This is a genomic window from Allokutzneria sp. A3M-2-11 16 (assembly GCF_024213555.1).
GTDB lineage: Bacteria > Actinomycetota > Actinomycetes > Mycobacteriales > Pseudonocardiaceae > Allokutzneria.
Map to the genome: position 1 here is coordinate 142767 of NZ_JANAVO010000010.1, position 22981 is coordinate 165747.

General features: G+C 71.4%; 24 protein-coding genes. 6 read left to right on the plus strand and 18 right to left on the minus strand.

Translation table 11 applies throughout. The features are described from left to right. Nucleotides 1-12: 12 nt before the first annotated feature. Nucleotides 13-1389, plus strand: coding sequence for a MocR-like pyridoxine biosynthesis transcription factor PdxR (gene pdxR / locus NLX83_RS32725; protein ID WP_254239102.1), 1377 nt, complete (start codon nt 13-15; stop codon nt 1387-1389). Nucleotides 1390-1425: 36 nt separating this feature from the next. On the opposite strand, the gene NLX83_RS32730 is transcribed toward pdxR, so the two are convergent. Both NLX83_RS32730 and NLX83_RS32735 read right to left on the minus strand, forming a co-directional pair. After that, a complete protein-coding gene (locus NLX83_RS32730; protein WP_254239103.1) occupies nt 1426-2370 on the minus strand; it encodes an extracellular catalytic domain type 1 short-chain-length polyhydroxyalkanoate depolymerase in 945 nt (314 codons plus the stop codon). A 101-nt stretch (nt 2371-2471) separates the two neighbouring features. After that, nucleotides 2472-2804 carry a hypothetical protein gene (locus tag NLX83_RS32735; RefSeq protein ID WP_254239104.1) on the minus strand — a complete coding sequence of 111 codons (333 nt, stop codon included), beginning with the start codon at nt 2802-2804 and terminating at the stop codon, nt 2472-2474. A gap of 112 nt (nt 2805-2916) precedes the next feature. Between NLX83_RS32735 and NLX83_RS32740 the strand changes: the two genes are divergently transcribed. Together NLX83_RS32740 and NLX83_RS32745 are read left to right on the plus strand one after the other, a co-directional pair. Then, nucleotides 2917-3450, plus strand: coding sequence for a pyridoxamine 5'-phosphate oxidase family protein (locus tag NLX83_RS32740; protein WP_254239105.1), 534 nt, complete (start codon nt 2917-2919; stop codon nt 3448-3450). Nucleotides 3451-3507: 57 nt separating this feature from the next. Continuing rightward, on the plus strand, nt 3508-4095 hold the full coding sequence (locus NLX83_RS32745) for a class I SAM-dependent methyltransferase (protein ID WP_254239106.1): 588 nt from the start codon (nt 3508-3510) through the stop codon (nt 4093-4095). 147 nt (nt 4096-4242) lie between these two features. On the opposite strand, the gene NLX83_RS32750 is transcribed toward NLX83_RS32745, so the two are convergent. The 5 genes from NLX83_RS32750 to NLX83_RS32770 form a co-directional block, all read right to left on the minus strand. After that, complete coding sequence (locus NLX83_RS32750) at nt 4243-6213, minus strand: ABC transporter ATP-binding protein (protein WP_374118836.1); 1971 nt, start codon at nt 6211-6213, stop codon at nt 4243-4245. Nucleotides 6214-6283: 70 nt separating this feature from the next. Continuing rightward, nucleotides 6284-8017, minus strand: a complete 1734-nt coding sequence (locus tag NLX83_RS32755) for an ABC transporter ATP-binding protein (RefSeq protein ID WP_254239107.1) — start codon at nt 8015-8017, stop codon at nt 6284-6286. After that, nucleotides 8011-8616, minus strand: coding sequence for an acyl-CoA-like ligand-binding transcription factor (locus NLX83_RS32760; protein WP_254239108.1), 606 nt, complete (start codon nt 8614-8616; stop codon nt 8011-8013). Before NLX83_RS32760 ends, NLX83_RS32755 begins: the two co-directional genes overlap by 7 nt. Before the next feature lie 61 nt (nt 8617-8677). Then, nucleotides 8678-9739 carry a wax ester/triacylglycerol synthase family O-acyltransferase gene (locus NLX83_RS32765; protein WP_254239109.1) on the minus strand — a complete coding sequence of 354 codons (1062 nt, stop codon included), beginning with the start codon at nt 9737-9739 and terminating at the stop codon, nt 8678-8680. A 90-nt stretch (nt 9740-9829) separates the two neighbouring features. Next, on the minus strand, nt 9830-10615 hold the full coding sequence (locus tag NLX83_RS32770) for an alpha/beta fold hydrolase (protein ID WP_254239110.1): 786 nt from the start codon (nt 10613-10615) through the stop codon (nt 9830-9832). A gap of 56 nt (nt 10616-10671) precedes the next feature. Here NLX83_RS32770 and NLX83_RS32775 point away from each other — a divergent pair, with 56 nt between their 5' ends. After that, nucleotides 10672-11124: a MarR family winged helix-turn-helix transcriptional regulator gene (locus NLX83_RS32775; RefSeq protein ID WP_254239111.1), complete on the plus strand. Its 453-nt coding sequence runs from the start codon at nt 10672-10674 to the stop codon at nt 11122-11124. On the opposite strand, the gene NLX83_RS32780 is transcribed toward NLX83_RS32775, so the two are convergent. Continuing rightward, complete coding sequence (locus NLX83_RS32780; RefSeq protein ID WP_254239112.1) at nt 11090-12301, minus strand: MFS transporter; 1212 nt, start codon at nt 12299-12301, stop codon at nt 11090-11092. The genes NLX83_RS32775 and NLX83_RS32780 overlap by 35 nt on opposite strands. 75 nt (nt 12302-12376) lie before the next feature. On the opposite strand from NLX83_RS32780, the gene NLX83_RS32785 reads away from it, so the two are divergent. Then, complete coding sequence (locus NLX83_RS32785) at nt 12377-12901, plus strand: winged helix-turn-helix domain-containing protein (protein WP_254239113.1); 525 nt, start codon at nt 12377-12379, stop codon at nt 12899-12901. 3 nt (nt 12902-12904) lie between these two features. Here the strand turns inward: NLX83_RS32785 and NLX83_RS32790 are convergent, their stop codons facing one another. The 9 genes from NLX83_RS32790 to NLX83_RS32830 form a co-directional block, all read right to left on the minus strand. Beyond that, nucleotides 12905-14293 (minus strand): FAD-dependent oxidoreductase, encoded by a 1389-nt coding sequence (locus NLX83_RS32790; RefSeq protein ID WP_254239114.1) that lies wholly within the window; start codon nt 14291-14293, stop codon nt 12905-12907. A 45-nt stretch (nt 14294-14338) separates the two neighbouring features. Next, nucleotides 14339-14893 (minus strand): hypothetical protein, encoded by a 555-nt coding sequence (locus NLX83_RS32795; protein WP_254239115.1) that lies wholly within the window; start codon nt 14891-14893, stop codon nt 14339-14341. Further along, nucleotides 14890-15996, minus strand: a complete 1107-nt coding sequence (locus NLX83_RS32800; RefSeq protein WP_254239116.1) for a hypothetical protein — start codon at nt 15994-15996, stop codon at nt 14890-14892. The genes NLX83_RS32795 and NLX83_RS32800 overlap by 4 nt, the downstream gene beginning before the upstream one ends. A gap of 14 nt (nt 15997-16010) precedes the next feature. Continuing rightward, nucleotides 16011-16403, minus strand: a complete 393-nt coding sequence (locus NLX83_RS32805) for a FixH family protein (protein ID WP_254239117.1) — start codon at nt 16401-16403, stop codon at nt 16011-16013. Then, nucleotides 16400-17782 (minus strand): hypothetical protein, encoded by a 1383-nt coding sequence (locus NLX83_RS32810; RefSeq protein WP_254239118.1) that lies wholly within the window; start codon nt 17780-17782, stop codon nt 16400-16402. Before NLX83_RS32810 ends, NLX83_RS32805 begins: the two co-directional genes overlap by 4 nt. A gap of 36 nt (nt 17783-17818) precedes the next feature. Further along, complete coding sequence (locus NLX83_RS32815; protein ID WP_254239119.1) at nt 17819-18508, minus strand: response regulator; 690 nt, start codon at nt 18506-18508, stop codon at nt 17819-17821. Further along, nucleotides 18505-19644 carry a sensor histidine kinase gene (locus NLX83_RS32820; RefSeq protein WP_254239120.1) on the minus strand — a complete coding sequence of 380 codons (1140 nt, stop codon included), beginning with the start codon at nt 19642-19644 and terminating at the stop codon, nt 18505-18507. Before NLX83_RS32820 ends, NLX83_RS32815 begins: the two co-directional genes overlap by 4 nt. Nucleotides 19645-19871: 227 nt before the next feature. Then, on the minus strand, nt 19872-20708 hold the full coding sequence (locus NLX83_RS32825) for an alpha/beta fold hydrolase (RefSeq protein ID WP_254239121.1): 837 nt from the start codon (nt 20706-20708) through the stop codon (nt 19872-19874). 43 nt (nt 20709-20751) lie between these two features. Continuing rightward, complete coding sequence (locus NLX83_RS32830; RefSeq protein WP_254239122.1) at nt 20752-21744, minus strand: GlxA family transcriptional regulator; 993 nt, start codon at nt 21742-21744, stop codon at nt 20752-20754. A 53-nt stretch (nt 21745-21797) separates the two neighbouring features. Here NLX83_RS32830 and NLX83_RS32835 point away from each other — a divergent pair, with 53 nt between their 5' ends. Further along, a complete protein-coding gene (locus NLX83_RS32835; RefSeq protein WP_254239123.1) occupies nt 21798-22670 on the plus strand; it encodes an SMP-30/gluconolactonase/LRE family protein in 873 nt (290 codons plus the stop codon). On the opposite strand, the gene NLX83_RS32840 is transcribed toward NLX83_RS32835, so the two are convergent. Further along, nucleotides 22667-22891 (minus strand): hypothetical protein, encoded by a 225-nt coding sequence (locus NLX83_RS32840; protein ID WP_254239124.1) that lies wholly within the window; start codon nt 22889-22891, stop codon nt 22667-22669. The genes NLX83_RS32835 and NLX83_RS32840 overlap by 4 nt on opposite strands. Between the last annotated feature and the right edge of the window lie 90 nt (nt 22892-22981).

A 22981-nucleotide genomic window follows, 5' to 3' on the forward strand; every position in this document is an offset into this window, starting at 1 on the left:
TGGTCCGCTTTCGTGACGGAAACGTGGACCGGTTCGGGGCTGGAGCTGCCGATCGCCCTGGACCGCGACGGTCCAGGGTCGCTGGCCACCCGGCTCCGGGACGCGCTGCGCGAGGCCGTCCGCGCCGGAAGGGTGCGTCCGGGAGCACGGCTGCCATCGACCCGAACGCTCGCCGCTGACCTGCGCCTGTCCCGGGGAACCGTGGTGGAGGCCTACCGGCGGCTGATCGCGGAGGGCTACTTCGTCGCCAGCGGCGGGTCCGGGACGCGGGTGGCCGCGGTGGGCGCCGCGCCGCCGCCTCCGGTGCCCGCGCGGGAGTTGCGTTGGGATTTCCGGCCGTCGGTCCCGGACCTCGCGCTGTTCCCGCGGACGGCGTGGAGCAAGACATTCGTGCACACGTTGCGACATGTTCCCGACAGTGCTTTCGGTTACGGAGATCCACGCGGTGTTCTCGAATTGAGAACCGAACTGGCCAACTACCTCCGTCGCGTCCGAGACGTTCGGGCAGCCCCTGATCGAATCGTTGTTTGCAGTGGTTTCACGCAGGCGCTGACGCTCGTCTGCCGAGTTCTGGCGGCGCGTGGCGAATGGGCGGTCGAAAGTCCAGGTTCGACGGCGGCATGGGCCCGAATCACCGGCAACGGAATCCATTGTCGGCCTGTTCCACTCGATGACCGGGGGCTGTCGGTGGACGCGCTGGCGGCGACCGGCGCCGGGGTCGCGCTGGTCACGCCCGCGCACCAGTTCCCGACCGGGGTGACGCTCGCGCCCGGACGCCGCGCCGAGCTCCTCGCCTGGGCGACCGCCGGCGGCCTCGTCATCGAGGACGACTACGACGCGGAGTTCCGCTACGACCACGAGCCGATCGGAGCCTTGCAGGGCTCGGCGCCCGAGCGCGTCATCTACGCCGGATCGGTGAGCAAGACGCTCGCGCCCTCGCTGCGGCTGGGCTGGCTCGTCCTGCCGGGCGCGCTGGTGGACGAGGTCGCCGAGGCGAAACGGCTCGACGACATGGGGTGTCCGGCCCTCGACCAGCACGCGTTCGCGCACTTCCTGGCCAGCGGCGCATACGACCGCCATCTGCGTCGAGCGCGACGCAAGTACCGGTCGAGGCGCGACGTGCTTGTCGCCGAGCTGGGCAAGCAGCTACCCCGGTTCCGGGTACGAGGAATCGCAGCCGGGCTTCAGGCGCAGGTCACGCTGCCCGACGGCCTTGAGGAGCGCGCGATCGCCGAAGCCGCCAGGAAACGCGGTGTCGGTGTTTACCCGCTGAGCGACTACCTCCTCGACACCGGAGGCGCGGAGCAAGGGCTGGTCCTCGGCTACGGCCGGCTGAGCGAGTTGGAGATCGCCGCCGGCATCGCGCGACTCAGCGATGCTGTCGCCTGATGCTCCTGTTCGACCGTGCGGTACCCACAATCGAACTCAGGACAATGCCCACGAGGCTGCGAGACGCGCGGCGGCGCAGATCCCGGCGTCGAGGAAGTATGGAGCACTGCGACCGCAACCCTGCGCCGGAGCGACCGGCTGGCCGTGCCCCATTCCGAGGATCGTGAAGGTCTCCATCGCGTCCGCGTACACGGCGTGAGGATGTCCGGCGACCGTGTCGGTCCGGGTCGGCGTCGAACTCACGCCGTGCACGTTGGTCCACTGCTCGACCAGTTCCCGCGCGTTGGACGGCGCGACGGTCCGGTCCGCTGTTCCTTGCCAGAGCGTGACTTCCGGCCACGGACCGGAGTGCGAGCTGGCCGCCCGGACGGCATCGCCGAGGGCCGCCGGGGTGAGATCGCGGCCCGGGGACATGCAGGAGAACGCCTCCACCAAGCTCGAAGCGCACCGATAGGCGACTCCCGCGACGATGCCACCCGCGGCGAAGAGCTCCGGATAGGTCGCGAGCATCGCCGCCGTCATCGCACCACCGGCTGACAGGCCCGTGACGTAGGAACGCTTCGCTGTGGTCCCGGCATCGGCGAGCGCGCGCCGCACCATCTGTGCGATCGACTCGACCTCCCCGCGCCCGCGTGAGGTGTCCGCGCGGTCGTACCAGGTGAAGCACCGGTTGGCGTTGTTGGTGGCGCGCTGCTCGGGGAGCACGACGGAGAACTTCCAGCGCTGGGCGAGCTGGACCCAGCCGGAGTCCGTGCCGTAGGAAGCCCCGTTCTGCGTGCAGCCGTGCAACGCGAGGACCACGGGCCGACCCGCGGGAAGATCCGGCGGCGTGTAGCGCAACATCCGGAGATTGCCCGGATCGCTGCCGAAGCCGGTGACCTCCACAATGTCCCCAGCAGTGTCCACAGTGGACACTGCTGCGGCCGGTGTCCCGGCGAGCAGGGTGGCCGCGACCGTGATCGCGGCGAGTGCGCGGATCATCTCCCACCTCGCGGTGATCGGGAACCGAACCTCGACGGTAGCCCGGTCGCACCCGCGGCATCAGGGTGTCGACCCACATCATCCGGCCCCCGTATGTGGAGTTAGGGGTTGGCGGCGCGGTACTTGCGGTAGGCGGGACGCATCATCAGCTTGTCCTGCAACACGTGGATCGCCTGCACCACCTCGGGTTTGATCGACGGGTGCAGTTCGGGCAGCGCGAAGAACGCTCCGCCAGCGCGCGCCACGAGCAGCCAGCAGTCCGCCTCGGCCTCGGTGAACCCGGCTTCGAGCACGCGCTTGCGGTCCTTGAGCTCCTCCGGGGTCCACTGGTTCGGTGGCGCCGCGGCCGCCGTGGCGGGCAGGACTGAGAGGCTGGCCGCGGTCCCGGCGACAGCGGCCGATCGCAGCATGGCTCGGCGGGGCATCTCGTTCACGTGTCCTCTTTCTCCGGGTGCGGCTTTGTTCGGCTGCGGCGCAGTCTGGCAAATCCATCGCGGGTTCGGGCCGTGGATGTCGAACTCGGCCCGCCCCGTTCGACGCATGGTTATGACTGACACCGTGAAAGAGCCGATCTCGTCTCGCAACCTCGACCAGTACGGGCACGCTGAGCTGCCGTGGAGCCGCCCGCGCGACATCCTGGCCAGCGACACGGGCTCGGCCGACCTGACGTTCTTCGTGGCGACCGTGCGGCCCGACGGGCGTCCCCATGCCGCGGGCGTGGGAGCGGTGTGGGTGGACGACGCGCTGTACTTCAAGGGCGGGCCGGGTACGCGCAGGTCGCGCAACCTCGCGGCGAACCCCGCGTGCAGCGTGTCGGTGCGCCTGCGCGGCATCGACCTGGTGCTCAACGGCGAGGCCCACCGGGTCACCGACTCCGCCACGCTGGAGCAGGTGGCCGCTGTCTACCGCGCGGGGGGCTGGCCGGCTTCGGTGGAGGGCGACGCGCTCACCGCCCCCTTCACCGCACCCAGCGCGGGGCCCGCACCGTGGCACCTGTACCGGCTCACGCTGAGCGATGCGGTCGGTGTGGCCTGTGCCGAGCCGCACGGCGCCACCCGATGGGACTTCACCCACGAGTAGCCGACGTGGTCGAGCCCCAGGTTTCCGGCTCCACCGGCGCAGGGAACAGGACAGGTCATGAGTCGTTCCTGGGAGTTCGTTCCGTTCGTCCTCGGCTCGCTGCGCAGGCCGATCAGTACCGGCGCGTTCGTCCCCAGCAGCCGCCGTTGCGCCGCGGCCCTGCTCGACGGGATCGGGACGGCGGGCACCGACACGGTGGTGGAGCTGGGAGCGGGCACCGGGGCGATCACCCGCGCGCTCGACGCCGCCCTGCCGCCCTCCGCGCGCCTGCTCGCGGTGGAGATCAACGACGGGTTCGCCGAGCGGCTGCGGCGGACCGCGCCACCCCGCGTCGAGGTGGTGTGCGAGTCCGCGGTCGAGCTGCCCCGGATTCTCGACGCGCACCAGGTGGAGCGGGTGGACGCCGTGGTCAGCGCCCTGCCGTGGACGGTGATGCGCCCGGAGGACCAGCGCGCGGTCCTCGCGGCCGTTGCGAAGGTGCTCCAGCCGGAGGGCCTGTTCGCCACGCTGCTGTCGGTGCACCGCGCCCGCACCGACAGCGGCAAGGAGTTCGAGTCGCTCCTGGCCGACACCTTCGCCGACGTACGCCGCGGCAGAACGATCTGGGCGAACCTGCCCCCGGTCACCGCCTACCACTGCACCTGATCCGCTGCTCACCCGAGTCGGGGCGTCTTCAAGTCCTACGAACCCCCCAAACGATCACCGAAAACCGCCCCCAACCTCGGCGGGGTTGGGGGCGGTTTGAGACCTCTGGGGAGGGGGTTCGGGGTACTTGAAGACGCCCGAACCCGGTCAGGCCTCCGCGGCGGTGAGGGGGTTGGCGAACTGGGCGGCGTAGAGGCGGGCGTAGGGGCCGTTCGCGGCGAGCAGGGAACCGTGCGTGCCCTGCTCGACGATGTCGCCGGACTCCATCACCAGGATCAGGTCGGCGTCGCGGATCGTGGACAGGCGGTGCGCGATCACGAAGCTCGTGCGGCCCTCGCGGAGCGCGCCCATCGCGCGCTGGATGAGCACCTCGGTCCTGGTGTCCACCGAGCTGGTCGCCTCGTCGAGGATCAGGATCGCCGGCTCGGCCAGGAACGCGCGGGCCACGGTGATCAGCTGCTTCTCGCCAGCGCTGACGTTGTCGCCCTCCTCGTCGACCACGGTGTCGTAGCCGTCGGGCAGCGTGCGCACCAGGCGGTCCACGTGCGTCGCCTCGGCGGCGGCCACGATCTGCTCGCGCGTCGCCCCGGGGGAGCCGTAGGCGATGTTGTCCGCGATGGTGCCGCCGAACAGCCACGCGTCCTGCAACACCATGCCGGTCTTGGCGCGCACGTCCTCGCGGGTCATCTCCGCGATGTCCACGCCGTCCAGGGTGATCCTGCCGCCGTCCAGCTCGTAGAACCGCATCAGCAGGTTCACCAGCGTGGTCTTGCCCGCGCCGGTGGGGCCGACGATGGCGACGGTCCGCCCCGGCCGCACGGACAGCGACAGGTTCTCGATCAGCGGCTCGTCCGCCTCGTAGCGGAAGGACACGTCGTGGAACTCCACCTGCCCGCGCACCGCGGGCTGGCGGACCGGCTCGGCGGGCTCCGGGCTCTGCTCCTCGGCGTCGAGCAGTTCGAAGACCCGCTCGGCCGAGACCACACCGGACTGCAACAGGTTGGCCATGGCGGCGATCTGGGTCAGCGGCTGGCCGAACTGCCTGGAGTACTGGATGAACGCCTGCACGTCGCCGAGCGAGATCGCGCCCGAGGACACCCGCAGCGCGCCGACCACCGCGACCAGCACGTAGCTCACGTTGCTCAGGAACATGATCGCCGGCTGGATCATCCCGGAGATGAACTGCGAGCGGTAACCGGCGTCGTAGAGGTCCTGGTTGTGCTCCTCGAAGGTCCGCTCCGCCTGTTCGCGCCTGCCGAAGACCCGGACCAGCGCGTGGCCGGTGAACATCTCCTCGATGTGCCCGTTGAGCTTGCCGGTGGTGGCCCACTGCTTGACGAACTGCGGCTGCGCCCGCTTGCCGACCTTCGCCGCGACCAGCACCGACAGCGGCACCGTCACCAGTGCCACGAGCGCCAGCAGCGGGGAGATCACCAGCATCATCACCAGCACGCCGACGATCATCAGCAGCGAGGTCATCATCTGCGCGAGCGTCTGCTGCATCGACTGGGCCAGGTTGTCGATGTCGTTGGTGACCCGGCTCAGCACCTCGCCGCGCGGCTGCTTGTCGAAGTAGCGCAGCGGCAGCCTGGAGAACTTCGCCTCCACCCGCTCGCGCAGGTCGAACACGGTGTGCTGGACGACGCGCGCGGTCAGCCTGCCCTGGACCAGCGCGAACAGCGACGACAGCACGAACAGGCCCATCGCCAGCAGCAGCACCTGGCCGACCGCGGCGAAGTCGATCCCCAGGCCCGGACGCAGGTCCACGGTGGAGAACGTGTCCGCGAGGGTGTCCTGGCCCTCGGCCCGCAGCTTCGCCAGGACCTGCGCCTTGTCCATGCCCTCCGGGTACTGCTCGCCGACCACACCCGAGAAGATCAGGTCGGTGGCCCGGCCGAGGATCATCGGGCCGAGCACCATCAGCCCGATGCTGATCACCCCGACGGCGAGGATGCCGAGCAGCGCCATCCGGTGCGGGGCGAGCAACCCGAGCAGGCGACGCGTGGAGCCGCGGAAGTCGGTGGCCTTGTTCGTCGGCGGCCCGCCGAACATCCGCGCCATGGCCGCTCCGCCGGGACCGGCGGCCGGTGCCGGGCGCGAGGTCGTCTGGCCGCTCATGACGACGCCTCGCAAGCTCGGCGGATCATGAGCCAAGCTGCTGTGTCCCATGGTTCGCTCGCAAGCTCGCTCACGCTGCCTCCTTCTCACTGAGCTGGGAGAGCACGATCTCGCGGTAGACCTCGCAGGAGGCCATCAGCTCCTCGTGCCTGCCGGTGCCGACCACGTGGCCCTCGTCGAGCACGACGATGCGGTCCGCGTGCCGGATGGTGCTGATCCGCTGCGCGACGATGACCACGGTGGACTGCGCGGTCTCGTCGGCGAGCGCGCCGCGCAGCGCGGCGTCGGTGGCGTAGTCCAGTGCCGAGAACGAGTCGTCGAAGAGCATGATCGGCGCGCGGTGCACGAGCATCCGCGCGATGGCCAGCCGCTGGCGCTGACCGCCGGAGACGTTGGTCCCGCCCTGGGCGATCGGTGCCGCAAGGCGTTCCGGCAGCTTCTCGACGAAGTCGCGGGCCTGCGCGATCTCCAAGGCGTGCCACAGTTCCTCGTCCGTCGCGTCCGGATTGCCGTAGCGCAGGTTCGAGGCGACGGTGCCGGTGAACAGGTAGGCCCGTTGCGGCACGATGCCCACGGCCGCCGACAGGGAGTCGGCGTCCAGCCCGCGGACGTCGACGCCGTCGATGAACACGCCGCCCGCCGTGGCGTCGAAGAGGCGGGGCACCAGGTTCAGCAAGGTGGTCTTGCCGCTGCCGGTGCCGCCGATGATCGCCGTCGTCTCACCGGGCCGCGCCACCAGGTCGATGTCGTGCAGCACCGGCTGTTCCGCGCCGGGGTAGCGGAACTCCACCCCGCGCAGCTCCAGCTCGCCGCGCGGTTCGGGCAGCCGCACCGGGTCCGCGGCGGGCACCACGCTGGGGGAGGTCTCCAGCACCTCCTGGATGCGCTCGGCGCAGACCTCGGCGCGCGGCAACATCATGAACATGAAGGTGGTCATCATGACCGACATCAGGATCTGCATCAGGTAGGACAGGAACGCGGTGAGCGCGCCGATCTGCATCGCGCCGCTGTCGATCCGCCCCGCGCCGAACCAGAGCACCGCCACGCTGGAGGCGTTGAACACCAGCATCACGATCGGCGACATCAGCGCGGTCAGCCTGCCGACCCGCAGCGACACCGCGAGCAGGTCGGTGTTGGACTCGGTGAAGCGGTCGCGCTCGTGGGCGTCGCGGACGAACGCGCGGATCACCCGGATACCGGTGATCTGCTCGCGCAGCACCCGGTTGATGCCGTCGATGCGCGTCTGCATCGAGCGGAAGGCCGGGCGCATCCGCGCGATCACGAAGCTCACCGCGATGCCCAGCAGCGGCACCGCCACCAGCAGCAGCCCGGACAGCGGCACGTCCTGGTCGAGCGCGAGCACGATGCCGCCGACGGCCATGATCGGCGCCGCCGAGACCATGGTGAACAGCATCAGCACCAGCATCTGCACCTGCTGGACGTCGTTGGTGGTCCTGGTGATCAGCGACGGGGTGCCGAAGTGGCCGACCTCGCGGGCGGAGAAGTCCTGCACGCGGTGGAAGACCGCGGCGCGGATGTCCCGGCCCAGCCCCATGGCGCTGCGCGCGCCGTAGTAGACCGCGCCGAGCGCGCACGCGACCTGCACCAGGGTGACGGCGAGCATGATCACGCCGATCTCCAGGATGTAGCCGGTGTCGCCCTTCACCACGCCGTTGTCGATGACGTCGGCGTTGAGCGTCGGCAGGTAGAGCGCGGCCAGGGTCTGGGCGAGCTGGAACAGCATGACGAGCAGCAGGGGCCGGGTATAGGCGCCCAGGTGCGCTCGGAGCAGTCTGGTCAGCACAGGGGCTTCTTTCGGCGTGGTGGCTGGGGCAGGCCCGCGGCGAGCGACCGCAGCGCCTCGGTCAGGATCGGGATCAGTTCCGCGGGGGGCTCGGAGCTCAGCCAGTGGTTCATGGCCACCCTGGTCGCACTGGACACCGCGCCCGCAACAAGGCTCGGATACATGTCAAATCGGATATCGGCGCCGATGCGCTCGGCGATGCCCTCGGCGAGCACGCGCTCGATCTCCGCGCGGGCCTTGAGGTGTTCGCCCTGCAGCGACGGGTGGCGCATCTGCATCCGCACCCTGGCGACCATCTCGCGGTCGGGCTCGCCGCCGTACTGCTCCAGCACGCAGGCGATCACGGCATCCCACAACGGCTCGTCGGCGGGGCGCTCCAGCAGTGCGGCGCGGACCCGTTCCTGGCGGTCCAGGCCGATCGCGCAGATCGCCTCTTCCTTCGAGCCGAAGTAGTTGTTGAACGTCCGCGGCGAGACCCCGGCCTCGGCGGCGATCTGCTCGACGCGGACGTTCTCCGGCCCGTGCTCCATGGCGAGCTTGAGCGCGGCCCAGCTCAGCGCGGCGCGCGCCGCCAGCTTCTTCCGTTCCCGCAAGCCCACGGCGGCGACACTACACACACTTTTTGCGTGCCGCGCAAATTTTCGCGCTGCGCAGAATTGGTCAGCCGAGCTCGTCCAGTTCGGCCAGTGCCAGCGACCACAGGCGGCACAGTTGCGCGCCGCCGCGCACCGCCTGGTCCATCACGAACCCGGCACCGGCGTGGTCGGCGTTGTCCACCAGGTACGCGCTCAGCCAGTGCCCACGCGGCAGCGGTCCGAGCGGGGCCAGCTCGCGCATCCGGCAGTCCTGGAAGGCCAGCTCCCGGTCCGAGCCGGGCACGCTGCCCGCGACGAGCCCGATCCGCCTGGACCGTTGCGCCAGCCACGAGGGCCTGCCGCCTTCGCCGTCCTGGGCGGTGGCCGCGCCGATGACGGCCAGCCTGGTCGCCGGGTCCGGCTCGTGGCAGGGCAACAGCACCAGCTGGTCCACCCCGGGCACGACCGTCCACACCGGACACGGCAGCCCGCGTTCCCACGGGGTGTGCCGCCACTCCCGGAGCGCGGTGGTCAACGCCGCCAGGAACACGTCGTTCACGGTGACCCCGTGCCGCCCGGCGACCCGGTCGAGCCGGAGGCGGTCGGCGGCGGCCCAGAAGAACTGCCGCTCCCCGGAACCGTCGAAGTGGGTGAAGGCGCGGCGTGCCAACGGCAGCGGCCGGTGCTGCGTGGGCAGCCAGCCACGGGTGGCGGGCACGTGCTGGGCCCGCCTGCCGCGCTGCCGGGGGATGGGCACCGGGTCGAACAGCCCGGTCACCACGTGGATGACCGACGCGGTGTCCAGCAGCGCCGAGTGCGTGGTGAACACGACGGCCCACTCGTCCTTGGCGTAACCGCGGATCAGCCACAGCTCCCACAGCGGGCGCTCGGTGCGCAGGTTCACCGACATGACCTGCTCGACCGCGGCGTTCAGCCCGGTCCCGGTGCGGCACACCCACTGCCGCACGTGCTGGGTGAGGTCGGCTTCTGGCAGCCCGAGGCGGGGCCATTCGGCGAGCCGGGGCCGCATCGCCGCGCGGAAGTCCTCCAGCGTCGGCGGCCTGCCCTCGAACCGGGCGACACCGCCGCCCACCAGAGCGCGCTCCAGCCCGGACGGTCGCACCTCGCCCGTTCCCTGGAGCAGCACGTGACCACCGCTTCGCGTCTCGCCTGGCAGTTCCCCTTCCGCTGATCATCACATCGGCCCAGGTGACCGGCAACCGGAACCCGTCCGTCCTCATAGGACGGTCCGGAGCCGGTCGGCGAACTCCTCGGGGTGGAACAGGAAACCGGAGTGCCCGCCGGGGAAGTCCGCGGTGGCCGCGCCCAGTTCCTCGGCCAGTGCCCGCGCGCACCGGGCGGCGGTGATGTCGCCGGTGTCCCGGCCCAGTCCGATGACGAGCGGTTTTCCCTTGAGCGCGGGGATGTCCGGCTGGTGGCGCAGTACCGCGGGCATGTCCTCGCCCAGGAAGAAGTCCAGGTTCGCCAGCCGTGCCGCGTCCGGTTCGGGCATGGTCGGTGGTGGGGTGATCCCGGCCAGGCCCATCAGCTTCGGCCCGGCGACCGCGGGCCCGGCTTCGCGGTGGGTGTCGATGATGTCGGTCAGTTCGGCGACCGCCTCCTCGGACTCCTTTCCGCGCAGCAGCGCCATCGCGGGTGGCTCGTGGCTGACGAGCGCGCGGACCTGGCCGGGGTGGCGGGCGAGCAGGTCGAGCGCGATCAGGCCGCCGATGCTGAAGCCGACGACCGCCGCGGGCTCGTCGGTGACCGCGGCCAGCACCCGGCTCGCGTCCTCGCCGTGCGTGCTCAGGTCGTGCTCGCCCAGGTCGCGGACCGGGCTCCGGCCGAGCCCGCGGCGGTCGTAGGTGACCACGGTGAAGTGGTCGGTGAGGTGGCGCACCAGCGGGTCGGCGCCCTCGGCGGTGCCGTCCCCGCCCTGGAGCACGAGCAGGACCGGCCCGGAGCCCTGGAGGCGGACGTGCAGGTCGGCGCCGGTGCCGGGCACGGTCTTCGTCGTCGTCATGCCCTCGAATGTAATGCATCAGATCTGATGCATCAAATCCGATGTATGCTGCCCCGGTGAAGGGCCTTGAGCTGTTCCTCCTGGGGCGCAGGCTGATGAAGATCGGCGAGCGCGCCTTCGAGCCGTCGCACTACCACCGCATGCCCGCGAGCGTCCGGACGGTGATGCTCGACGTCTTCGAGAACCCGGACAGCTCGGTCAGCGAGATCACCGCGCGCACCGGGTTCCCGCAGAGCCACGTCTCCGCGTCGGTGGCCCGGCTCAGGGAGGACGGCGTGCTGGTGACCACGGCTGACCCCAAGGACCGCAGGAGGACCCTGGTCCGCCAGGCGCCCGACGTGCCGAAGCGCGCCGCGAAGGTCGCCAATTCCACAGTGGACGACGCGCTGGCCGCGGCGCTCGGCACGGACGATCCGGAGGAGGTGCGGGAGACCGTGGAGTTGCTGGAGAAGCTCGCCGTGCGGCTGTGGGGGACTATGCCTCCGCTGCCGCCAGATTCGCCTCCGTGAGCACTCGCATCCCGGCCAGCTGGGCGAGCACCAGGGGAACCATCACCAGGAAGACGGCGGTGACGCCGAGCAACTGCGCGAGCAGCCCGCCGGTCGCGGCGCCGAGGGGCATCGAACCCCAGGCCAGCAGCCGGTAGCCGCTGTTGACCCGGCCGAGCAGGCGGTCGGGCGTGATGCGCTGGCGCAGCGACACGGTGATCACGTTCCAGATCATGATCCCCATGCCGCCGAGGAAGAACGCGCCGCCGATGACGAACGGGTTCGTCGTCAACCCGGGTGTGCCGACGATCCCCGCGGTGCCGAGCACGGTCAGCGTCAGCGCGCGCGGGCGCCCGAGCGCGCGCTCGACCCGTTCGGCCACGAAGGAACCCGTCAGGCTGCCGATCGCGAAGGTGGTCAGCAGCAGGCCGTAGGACCGTTCGGACAGCCCCATCGCCGACGACGCTCCGGCCGCGTGCAGCACGAACACCGCGAACATCGCGTTCATCGCGAAGTTCGACGTGCCGACCATCATCGCCAGCGTGCGCAGAATCCGGTGGTGCCGGAGGAAGCGCAGCCCTTCGGCGATATCGGCGCGCAGCGTCGTCGGCTGCTCGCGCTCCACCCGGAACGAGCCGCGCACCAGCAGTAGCGCCACCACCGCGAGGGCCCAGAGCGCCACCGGGGTACCGAAGGCGAGCGCGGCCCCGGCCGTGACGAGCAGACCGGCCAGCGGCGGGCCGATGAACTCGTTGGCGGTCAGCTCGGCCGCGTAGAGCCTGCGGTTGGCCCCGGAGAGGTGATCGCGCGGCACGATCTGCGGGATGATCGACTGCGCCGAGGTGTCGTAGATCGTCTCCGCGGTGCCGATGCACACGGCCACCGCGTAGAGCGCCCAGATCGAGCCGAACCCGGTCAGCACGGACACGGTGAGCACGCCGAGCGCGAGCGTGCGGACGAGGTTGGCGCCGAGCATGGCCTTGCGCCGGTCGAGGCGGTCGGCGAGCGCGCCCGCGGGCAGGGCGAACAGCAGCCACGGGATGGTGAGCGCGACCGCGAGGCCCGCGATGAGCGTGGGGGAGCGGGTGAACTGCACCGCGACCAGCGGTAACGCGACTTTCACGATGCCGTCGGCGAGGTTCGACAGGCCGGATGAGGTCCAGAGCGTCCAGTAGCTCCTGCCCAGGGGGTGCGTCATGCGATGGAGACTCACACATCGATTGGGAAAAATCCATCGATGGAAGAGAACTCCATCAAGCCTTAACCTGGACCGATGACCGACCGCCTGCGGGAGCGCCGCGAGATCACCGCCGACGAGGCCAAGGCCATGGCGCACCCGCTGCGCCTGCGCATCCTGCGGCTGTGCCGACAGCGGGAGATGACCAACAAGCAGCTGGCCGAACGGCTCGACCGCGATCCGGGCACGGTCCTGCACCACGTCCGGCACCTGGTCAAGGCCGGTTTCCTGGAGCAGGCCCCCGTGCGGACGGGGGAGAGCGGCGCGCTGGAGAAGCCCTACCGCGTCGGCGTGGACACGTGGTGGCTGTCGGCCCCGGCCGACGCGGTCCCCGGCACGGCGCAGGCGCCGATCGCCGCCTTCCAGGAGGAGCTGGCCGAGGCCGGACCGGACTCGGTGCGCACCTTCGCGCGGTTCATGCTGCACCTGTCGCAGGAGCAGGTCGAGGAGCTGGACCGGCGCATCTGCGCGGTGATCGACTCCTACATCGAGACCGAGGGTGAGCGCCTCGACCAGCCCGCGCTGGGCGGGATCTTCGTGATGCACCGCCTCGCCGAGTGATCCTCAGCGGGCGAGCGCCCGTACTGCCCGCAACAGCGTGCTGGGCCGCGCCAGTGACAGCGGGTGCTGGACCATCGTGGTCACCGAGTTCAGCCGGGCGTTGAGCTCGCGGTCCTTCATCGACGCGGTGAACAGCAGCTCGCCGAGCCAGCTGGTGATCCGGTAGCCCTTCGGGTACGGACCGTCCACGTGCGGCAGTTCGAGGTCGGCCTGGGTGGAGATCTGCCATGCCGCGTCGACCACCACCCGGACCCGGTCGAAGTAGCCGCGCGCGGGCTCGGCGGGGGAGGCGCCCGAGCGCAGGTGCGCCGACAGGCAGGACGCGTGCAGCATCGCCGAGGTCATGCCCTGGCCGTAGACGGGGTTGAACGAGGCCACCGCGTCGCCCGCCGCGACCAGGCCACCGGGCAGCCGGGACAGCCGGTGGAACTCGCGCCGCCTGCTGTCGGCCTGGTGGTAGGTGATCACCTCGCCCAGCGGTTCGGCGCGCTCGGCGATCTCGCCGAAGACCCGGGGGAAGTCCCGGCGGCAGCGGGCCTTGAAGTCGTCGAGGTCCCGGCTCGGCCGGTCCGCGCCGTACCCGGCGATGAGCATGATCCAGCGATCGCCCTCCACCGCGTTGATGCCGCCCATCCGCGCGACGCGGCCCTTGCCCGCGGTGGTCTGCGCGACGACCACCGAGGCGTCGCTGATCTCCGGATCGCGGCGGAACAGCGCCGTCGCGTAGTTGAGCTTGATCGGCATCCGCTTGAGCTCCGGGGCGGGCCAGCCCGCGCGCTCCAGCCAGTCGCCGAGCTTGCTCGACCGCCCCATGCCGTCCACCACCAGGTCCGCGGCCTCGGTCACCGCCTCGTCCGAGCCGGTCGGGGTGTAGCGGACGCCGGTGACCCGGGTCGCGGAGAGCTCGATGCCCTTCGCCTGGCCGGTGACCAGGGTGACGTTGCCGATGGCCAGGGTCCGGCGCCGGATCAGCGTCTCCAGGAACGGCCGCGTGCTGACCAGCGCGCCGCCGCCACCCAGCGGCGGGGCGCTCGGCCGGAGCACGCCGTTGAGGTGGATCCGCGCGCTGTCGTGGTCGGCGATCATCACGCCCGCGGCGACCGCTTCCTCGGAGAAGCCCGGGAACCACCGGTCCAGCTGGATCTGGCCCGCCGGGAGCAGGCCGTGCACCTGGCTGCCCTGGGGGACTCCCGGACGAGGGTCGCCGCCGGACTCCGTGGTGTCCCGCTCGATGACCAGGACCTCGTCGGCGTGGTCGCTGAGCACCCTGGCCGCGAGCAGCCCGGCCATGCTGGCGCCGAGCACCACCGCCCTGCGCATCACCACCCGCGCCCCCTCGGGCCGCTCGGCGGTGCTGATCTCGGCGAACAGGCGGGACGGAGAGGACGCCACCACACACTTCCCTCGGTCGGGTGAACGGGTCCTCCCCATCCTGCCCTATATCGCTACGAGTTCGTAGCGGTTGGGGGAGCTGCGCCGCCAGGCGACTGCCAGGAAACCGACGAGTCCGAACAGGGGCAGGGCGCTGACCGACCAGCTCAGCGCGAGCGGCGGGCCGGGCTGGTCGAGCACCTGGAGCCCGGTCAGCACGCCTTCGCCGCGCCCCGCGGGGCCGTCGATGGTGAACGCCAGCGACCACTCGCCGGGCCGGTCCAGTGACCGGATGTCCAGTCCCCAGACATCGCGCTTGCGCGGGTGCCGGGCCAGCGGCGCGGACCGGCCCCGCCCGGTGTTCTCGACCTGCGCCGTGCCCTGGAAGCGCTGTTGCAGCGTGCCGGACTTGCCCGCGATACCGCCGTCCGGCACGAAGGTGAAGTCCAGCGACTGCATCGCGCGCACCGGCCACGTGCTGAAGCCGACCGTCAGCCCGTACGGCCCGGCCTGCACCCGCTCGGTGTGCACGATGTTCACCGGCTCGTAGGCCGCCGCCGAGGGGGCGCTCACCACCAGCGCGCCGAGCGCGGCCAGTAGCGCGGAGAGGCGCTTGATCATCGGGTTTCCTCCTCGGTGGGGACCAGGGCGCGCAACATCAGGCCGAAGCGCCAGCCGAGGAACCCGGCGAGCAGGCCGAAGAGGGCGGCGACCACGCAGGTCATGGCGATGTAGTCGAACCCGTTGAGCGGGAACCCCCGGAAGACCAGGCGCTGCACCGGGGCGAGCGCGGTGATCGCCACCGCGCCCGCCGCGCCGAGCAGCGGGGCCACGAGGCGGGCCGACCAGCCGTTGCGGCGACCCAGCAGCAGCACGCCCTCCACCACGAGCGCCACGCCGATCAGGCTCATCGGGATCAGGTTCGGCATCGCGGGAACGCCCTCGACGTAGTCCCGCACCGGCAGCCCGACCGAGTCCGCGTAGGCGTGGGTCGCCCACGGCGTGAACACCCACAGCACCACCTGGAGCCCGGCCACGGTGACCGCGGTCAGCAACGCGGCGCCTGGCTGACGGAAGAACGAGGTGGCCATCAGCAGCAGCATGACCGTGGTGAACGCGATGCTGATGTCCACCACGTGGACGCCGCTGTTGGCGTCGTTGAAGGCCAGCGAGGTGATCGTGCAGAACGCCAGCAGCATGGCCACCGCGAGGAACACGCCCGCGCGGCCCCACCGCTCCCGCCGGGCCACCGCGAAGGTCATCAGCGAGCCGATGATCGTGGCCGAGACCGACAGCAGCAGGCCGATGTGCGGCGGTGAGTCGATCGTCGCGTCGAAGCCGTAGACCCCGTGCCACCACTGGTCCCACAGGCCGTAGACCAGGAAGACCGCCGCCGAGGTCCCGGTCACCAGGTAGGCGACGGGCGCGGCGAAGGTCCTGCCGAACACGCCGACCGCCCGGCCGCCCACCGCCGGGTCCAGCTCGCGGCCCGCGCGCTCGGCCGCCGTCGCGCGCAGCACCACGGTCAGCGCGGTCAGGCCGGTCACCGCGCTGCCCGCGTAGATGAACAGGTGCGGCAGCGTGAAGAACGTGTCCGGGCCGACGTCGATGTGCCACTGCACGTCCCAGCTGAGGCCGATCAGCGACGACATCGCGCCGAGCAGCACGCACAGCGCGGGCGCAAGTCCTCGCGTCCCGGTGGTCCCGGGGGCTGTCACAGCCATGGCTCTCCTCTTTCTCAGCTCACCAGCAACGGGAAGACGACGCGCTCGGTCCCCGCGGAGTCCCGCAGCACGACGGTGACCTCCCACTGGCCGGTCATCTCCAGCAGCACGTTCTCGGCGCGGTAGCGCCCCGGGCCCACCGCCGCGGTCTCGGCGAGCGGCATCGCGTGCCCCATGTGCATCACGGGCTCCAGCCGGACACCCTCCACAGTGGACTCTCCGGCGATCTCGACCTCCATCGCCGTAGTCCCCACGCGCGCCCGCTCGACCACCAGGCGCACGGAGTGCCGCGCCGAGCTGGAGTTCAGCTCCACCCGGCCGCCGCCCCCGCCGCCGAGCAGCACGAACCCGCCCGCGGCCACGAGCAGGACGACCAGGGCCACCGCCACCCAGCGCCCGCGCGTCACCGGGGCTCCTTGCCTGGTGCCACAACGATCTCCACCGGTTTGGTCATCAGGGAGTACTCGCGTTCGGCCTGGATCCACGCGCGGTAGCGGCCGGGCGATGTGAAGGTGTGCGTGAACGACACCTCCGGCCCGTACGCCGCGACGGTCTCGTCCGGGAGGCCGCCCGCGCCGCCCCGGGTCAGCGGCGCCATGTGGTGCACGTGCGACCAGGTCGCCGAGCTCGCCGCCGCGCGCCCGACCTCGGGCTCCTCCGGCAGCGGGCCGACGATGATCAGGTGGCCGACCATTCCCAGCCACGGTTGGAGATCGCGCTTCTCGCTCATCCGCGCGGTGATCGTCGTGGGGGAGCCGCCTTCGGCGCGCACGGTCTCGGTGGTGGGCACGGCGGGACGTGGTGTGCCGGGCAGGGTGAAACCCGTGGCCGACCGCAGCAGCTGCACACCGCCGCCGCGCCGGGCGATCTCGACGGAAACCGCGTGGTAGCCCGGTTCTGGCGCGTCGAGGTGCACGCGGTACTCGCCGGGAGCGACGCGGACCGGGTGCAGGTGCCGCAGCGCTCCGGACGGCGGCACGATCAGCAGGTGTGCCAGCGCGCTGTCGTGGATGAGCAGATCGTCCACCGGGCGTCCGCTCGCACCGTCGACGAGGCGCAGTGTCAGCTCAACGCCGTCCTGTACCGACACCAACACGTTCACCGGTGGTCGTGATTCGTCCACAGTGGACTGCGGGCGGGTGGAGTACGGGTCGAGGACGTTGTCCACCGTGGCGTCGATGTCCTCGCCGGGCACGGGCGGAGCGGGTGTGGAAGCCGACAACAGCGCCGCCGTCACCGCTACCGCCAAGGCCGCGACGACCCCGCCGCCGGGCACCAGGGCCAGCCACGATCGCCGTGCTTTCACCGACACCACAAGGGAAACGAACAACAACACACCCGCGGCAACGAACCCGCCGTAGGTCACGCGCTCCGCCGGAGAGAGCACGGAAACCGGGACCACGAAAGGAATGCGGGCGGTGTTGTCGATCACCAGTTCCTGTGGCCCGGGGAGGCTGACCGTGAGCGTGGCGTCGTGCGAGCCGGGCCGGTCACGCAGCTCGACCGAGGTCGCGCTCTCCGTGCGAGGCCCGCTCACCGAGCCGACACCGGTCGGCACGAGCCGCAGCGACAGACGGCCCGGCTGACTGCCCGCGTGCGTGATCACGTTGACGCGCAACGGTCCTGGCACCGCGTCCACCCGGCGCAGCACCACGGTCAGCTCGCGGGCACCCAGGGTCTGCGCGACGTGGATGTCGGCACCGGCCATCGCCCCGTCGGCGAACGCCTGTGGCGCGCCGCAGAGCAGCAGCAGGAACGCGACCAGCGCGGTGGCGGTGATTCTCATCGAGGCCGAAGGTAGAACGCGGCCCCGACAAGATCGTCACGGCGGCGGGGGACCGGGCATCCCCCGTGCGGGGGACATCGGCACCAGACCGTGCAGGTAGGCGTAGACGGCGGCGTGCACGCGGTCGCGGAGCCCGAGCTTGGCCAGCACGCGGGACACGTGGGTCTTCACCGTCTCCTCGCCGACGCACAGCTCCTCGGCGATCTCGGCGTTGCTGCGCGCGGCCGCGATCAACAGCAGCACCTCGAACTCCCGGCTGGTCAGCCGCTGCACCTCGGCGGGCTTCGACGGTGGCGCGATGCTCTTGGTGAACCGGCTGATCAGCCGCTTCGTCACCGACGGGTCGATCAGCGCGTCCCCGCGCACCGCCACCCGCATCGCGGAGATCATCTCCTCCGGGGGCAGGCTCTTCAGCAGGAAACCGCTGGCCCCGGCCCGCAACGCGCGGTAGACGTACTCGTCGCTGTCGTAGGTGGTCAGGACGAGGACCCTGGTGGCGTTGCCCGGCGCGCTGAGGATCGCCTCGGCCGCCGCCAGCCCGTCCAGCCGGGGCATCCGCACGTCGAGCACGGCCAGGTCCGGGCGCAACCGCGCAGTCTCCGCCACCGCCGCGCGCCCGTCCTCCGCCTCGCCGACGCACTCCAGGTCCTGCTGCGTGTCCAGCACCGCGCGCAGCCCGGACCGGAACAACGCGTGGTCGTCGGCCAGCAGGATCCGCACGGTCACACGAGCTCCTCGGTCGGCAGGCTGACCCGCAGTGCCCAGCGGTCCCCGGAGGGGCCGAACGTGGCTTCCCCGCCGAACAGCGCCACGCGGTCCCTGATCCCGGTCAGCCCCGAACCGGGAACCACGCTGTTGTCGTTGTGCCGCAACGGGTTCGTCACTGTCAGGATGATCTCCTCCGAGCGGTGGTCCAGTGCGACCTCGGCCGCCCCGTCGCCGTGCCGCAGCGCGTTGGTCAGCGCCTCCTGGAAGATGCGGTAGAGCGCGATGTCGACCGAGCCGGGCAGGTCCAGCGGTGCTCCGGTGGTGGTCACGGTGACCGGCAACCCGGCGGCGCGCACACCCGCGAGCAGCTCGTCGGCGTTGCCCATGCCGGGCTGGCGGTGCTGGCTGTCGTCCTTGCCGTGCAACAGGTCCAGCAGCCTGCGCAGATCCGTCATGGCCGAGCGGCTCGCCGTCTCCACCGCGCTGAGCGAGCGCTGTGCCGCGGCGTTGCCGTCCGCGCCCATGCCGAGCCGGGCCGCGCCCGCGTGCACGCCGATCGCGCTGACGTGGTGGGAGATCATGTCGTGCAGGTCGCGGGCGATGGAGCTGCGTTCCTCCGCGAGCGCGCGCCGGATCGCCGTCTGCGCCGCGTGCTCCTGGCGGTCGGCGCGGCGTTCGAGGTCGGCGATGTAGGCGCTGCGCGTGGTGGTGTGGCGGCCGACGATCCACGGCAGCACCGCGCTGGTGGTGATGGCGATCGCGAGCGGCAGCACGCCCGGACCGGGGAACTTGCCGTCGAAGACGTCGGCCACCGCGAGCGCGCCGATCGCGAGCAGGCCCGGTCCCGCGGGCAGCCACGCGCCGACCCGGTAGGCGGCCATCATCCCGCCGGTGTTGCAGATGTGGTGCGAGCCCGGATCGAGCAGGAGGGGGATGACGATCTGCACCGCCGCCACGCCCACCGCCACCAGTCCGGACCGCTTCGCCGAACTGGCCAGCGCGGCGTCGACGAGCAGGATCAGTCCGATCGCCACGACGTCCACCCAGCCGAAGGCGGGTTTGCGCAGGTTCGTCACGTAGAGCACCGAGTCGACGCTCATGCACAGCGCCGCGACCAGGCGGGACTGCCTGGTCAACGTTCCCCGAGTGTCCACCGCTGCCCTTCGCTCATCGTGCCGGGCGCAGCGTAATCGGCCCCCGCCCGCGAGGCGTCCCCCGCGCAGGGGAGGAGCACCGATTCCCCGAGCTACACTCACTCCGCGCCTTCGCCCACCCATCGGTGGGCCCGCGCAGAGGAGAGACGCCCGTTTCGTACTCATAACGGGAAAGAGAGCGCTCCCAAATCCCGTTATGAGTACGAAACGGAAAAAGCGACGCTGGGTCAGGGGGCTTGGAGCCAGGCGAGGGTGGTGGGGGTCGCGGCGAAGTGGCCCGCGTGCGCGGCTTCTGGGGCCCGGACCAGTTCGGCTGACGGGATGCGTTCAGACAGCCAGGTGGAGTGGCTTGCCGGGACGACGGTGTCTAGGTCGCCGTGCCAGAGGCGGACCGGGGCGGTGATGGTGGCGGGATCGAATCCCCACGGCAGGCCGTAGAGCGCCAGCGCGTCGTCGATCCAGCCGTCCAGGCCGGGGCGCAGCGCCTCGGTGAAGGCGGCCGAGAGCATGGCCGAAACGTCGGGCTGGGCAAGGACTTCCTGCTCCGCCTGGGGCAGCAGCCTCCGCATGTCCTCCGACCGCGCGTTGGCCAGGTGGTGTTCGACAGCGGCGCGTCCGAGCAGTGCCGCCGCCCCGCTCTCCTGGTTGCCGTGCATCATCCCAGCGGTCCAGTCCAGGCCCTCGGCGTCGCGCGGCGCCGTGCTGGCGAGGGTCGCGACGCGGGTGACGCGGTCGGGGTGGCAGGCCGCGAACGCGAGTGCGTGCGGGCCGCCGCCGGACACCCCGAACACGGGGAACCGGTCCAGGCCGAGCGCGTCGGCGATCGCCGCGATGTCGTTGGTGGCGTTGACAACCCGGCGTCCGATGTCCGGTGTGGACAGTCCGTAGCCGGGGCGGTCGTAGGTGACCAGGCGGACGCCCAGCTCGGTGAAGAGGCGGTCGTCCGGGTAGCGGGCCAGACGGCTCATCGGCGTGCCGTGCGCGTACACCACCGGGGTTCCGCCGGGGACGCCCCACTCCTCGACGGCGAGCACTCGGCCGTCCGCTGTCTGAACTTTCCGCATGGGGCGCAACATAATCGGCGGTGCTGGGCGGCACAGCCCGGTTTCACCGAGAGCGCAAGTCCGGCCCCCGGAACGTGCGGCGGTAGCTGCTCGGGGAGACGCCGAGGGCGCCGCGGAAGTGCTGGCGCAGGGACTCGGCGGTGCCGAAACCGGTGCGCGCGGCCAGCAGCTCGATCGGCAGGTCAGTGGACTCCAGGAGGTGGCGGACACGTTCCACGCGTTGGACGGTCAGCCACTCGCCGGGGCTCAGGCCGGTCTCGGCGCGGAACCGCCGGGTGAACGTGCGCCTGCTCATCCGCGCGGAGGCGGCGAACTCGGCCAGCCCGATCGGCTGGTCGAGGCGGTCGGCAGCCCACGCGCGAGCCACCGCGGTGGTGGTCGGCGCGGTCTTGGGCACCGGGTGCTGGACGTACTGCGCCTGGCCGCCGTCGCGCCACGGCGGGGCGACACAGGTCCTGGCGACCTCGTTGGCCACCTCGCTCCCGTGGTCCCTGCGCACGATGTGCAGGCAGAGGTCCACGCCCGCGGTGACCCCGGCCGAGGTGAGCACGTCGCCGTCGTCGACGAACAGCACGTTCGGGTCCACCCGCACCGCGGGGAAGGTCCGTCGCAGGTTCTCCGCCTCGCGCCAGTGCGTCGTCACCCGCCGCCCGTCCAGCAGACCCGCGGCGGCCAGCACGAACGAGCTGGTGCAGATCGCGGCGAGCCGGGTGCCGGGCCGGATCTCGGCCAGCGCGGCGGCCACCTCCTCGGGCAGGCCGCTCCCGGCGCACAGCGCGCGCATCGTGTGCGACGGCGGGATCACCACGGTGTCCGCAGTGCGCAGCGCCGTGGCGTCGTGCGCGACTGTGATGGCGAAGTCGGACGCGGTCACGACGGGGCGCCCGTCGACGCCGCACGTGGTCACGGTGTAGAGCCCCCGGCCGGACGCGTCGCGGGCCGCGCCGAAGATCCGCGCGGGGATGCCCAGCTCGAACGGGAGGACGCCGTCCAGCGCGAGCACGACCACGCGGTGGGTGGCCCGATCATTGGCCACGATGGCCCCCGGAACGGTTCTCCGCGGCGGCCCCGGCGGCGAGCCTGGGTGCCATGAAAATCATCTTGGTCCTGGCCGCAGTGGCCGGAGTCGGCTTCACGAACCCGGGAACGCCTTCGTGGACCGGGCTGCTGTCCCCGGAATCGATCACACACGACACACACACCGACACCTACCTAGCGTCCAACATCAACGGTGGTGTGGCCGTGAAGGACAACAACGGGTTCATCGCCCGGTTGTCCCCGTCCGGCGGCGCAGCGACAAGGTGGGTCGAGGGCGGCAAGCACGGCGTGACCCTGAACGCCCCCAAGGGTTTGGCGCTGACCTGGACCACCGTGTGGGTCGCGGACATCGACACCGTGCGGGGGTTCGACCGGACCACGGGCAAGCCGGTCGCGCAGATCCCGGTCCCCGGTGCCACCTTCCTCAACGACATCGCCGTGGGCCCGCGCGGTGAGCTGTACGTGACCGACAGCGGCGTCGGACCGGACGCGACGGGGGCGATCGTGCCGACGGGCACCGACGCCGTCCACGTGATCGACCGGGGCCGTGTCCGCCCGTTCGCCGTCGGTACCCACCTCAACCAGCCGAACGGGATCTTCGTGCGGCCCAACGGTTCCCTGCTGGTGGCCACCAGGGGCGCGGACCAGGTACTGACGCTCGACCGCACCGGCTCGGTCACGGCACGGCGCACGGTGCCGGGTCGCGTCGTCGACGGCGTGCAGGTGCTCCCGGACGGTCGCGTGGCGGCCACGACCTGGAACGGGCCGGGGCTGTGGCAGGTCAATCCGGACGGAACACACCAGGAGCTGGTCCCCGGCCTCGAACTGCCCGGCGCGGCGGACTTCTCCGTCGACCGCAAGCGGTCGCGCCTGCTGCTGCCCCTGTTGTTGGAGAACCAGCTGCGGACCGTGACCCTGTCCTAAGCTCCGGCCGCGCGGTGGAGCCTCGTGAAGCGGCTGGGCAGGACGCGGTGCTTGCGCACGACGGTGGTGGTCGCGGTGCGGTGCAGCGTGCGCCTGGCCTGCTTCGGGGCGACGCGGCCCTCGGGCTGCGCGTTGTCGCTCATGTGGTCGGAGATGGCCATCAGGACGAGCACGGCCAGCCCGGCGGCAACGCCGACCCAGGTGGTGACGATGGTGATCATGGGAGCCTCGCTTTCCTCGTGACAACACGAGAATGGCTGGTCAGCGGGCTGTTCCGGCTCGGCCTAAGGGCCGGGCGGCCCGGCCGGAAG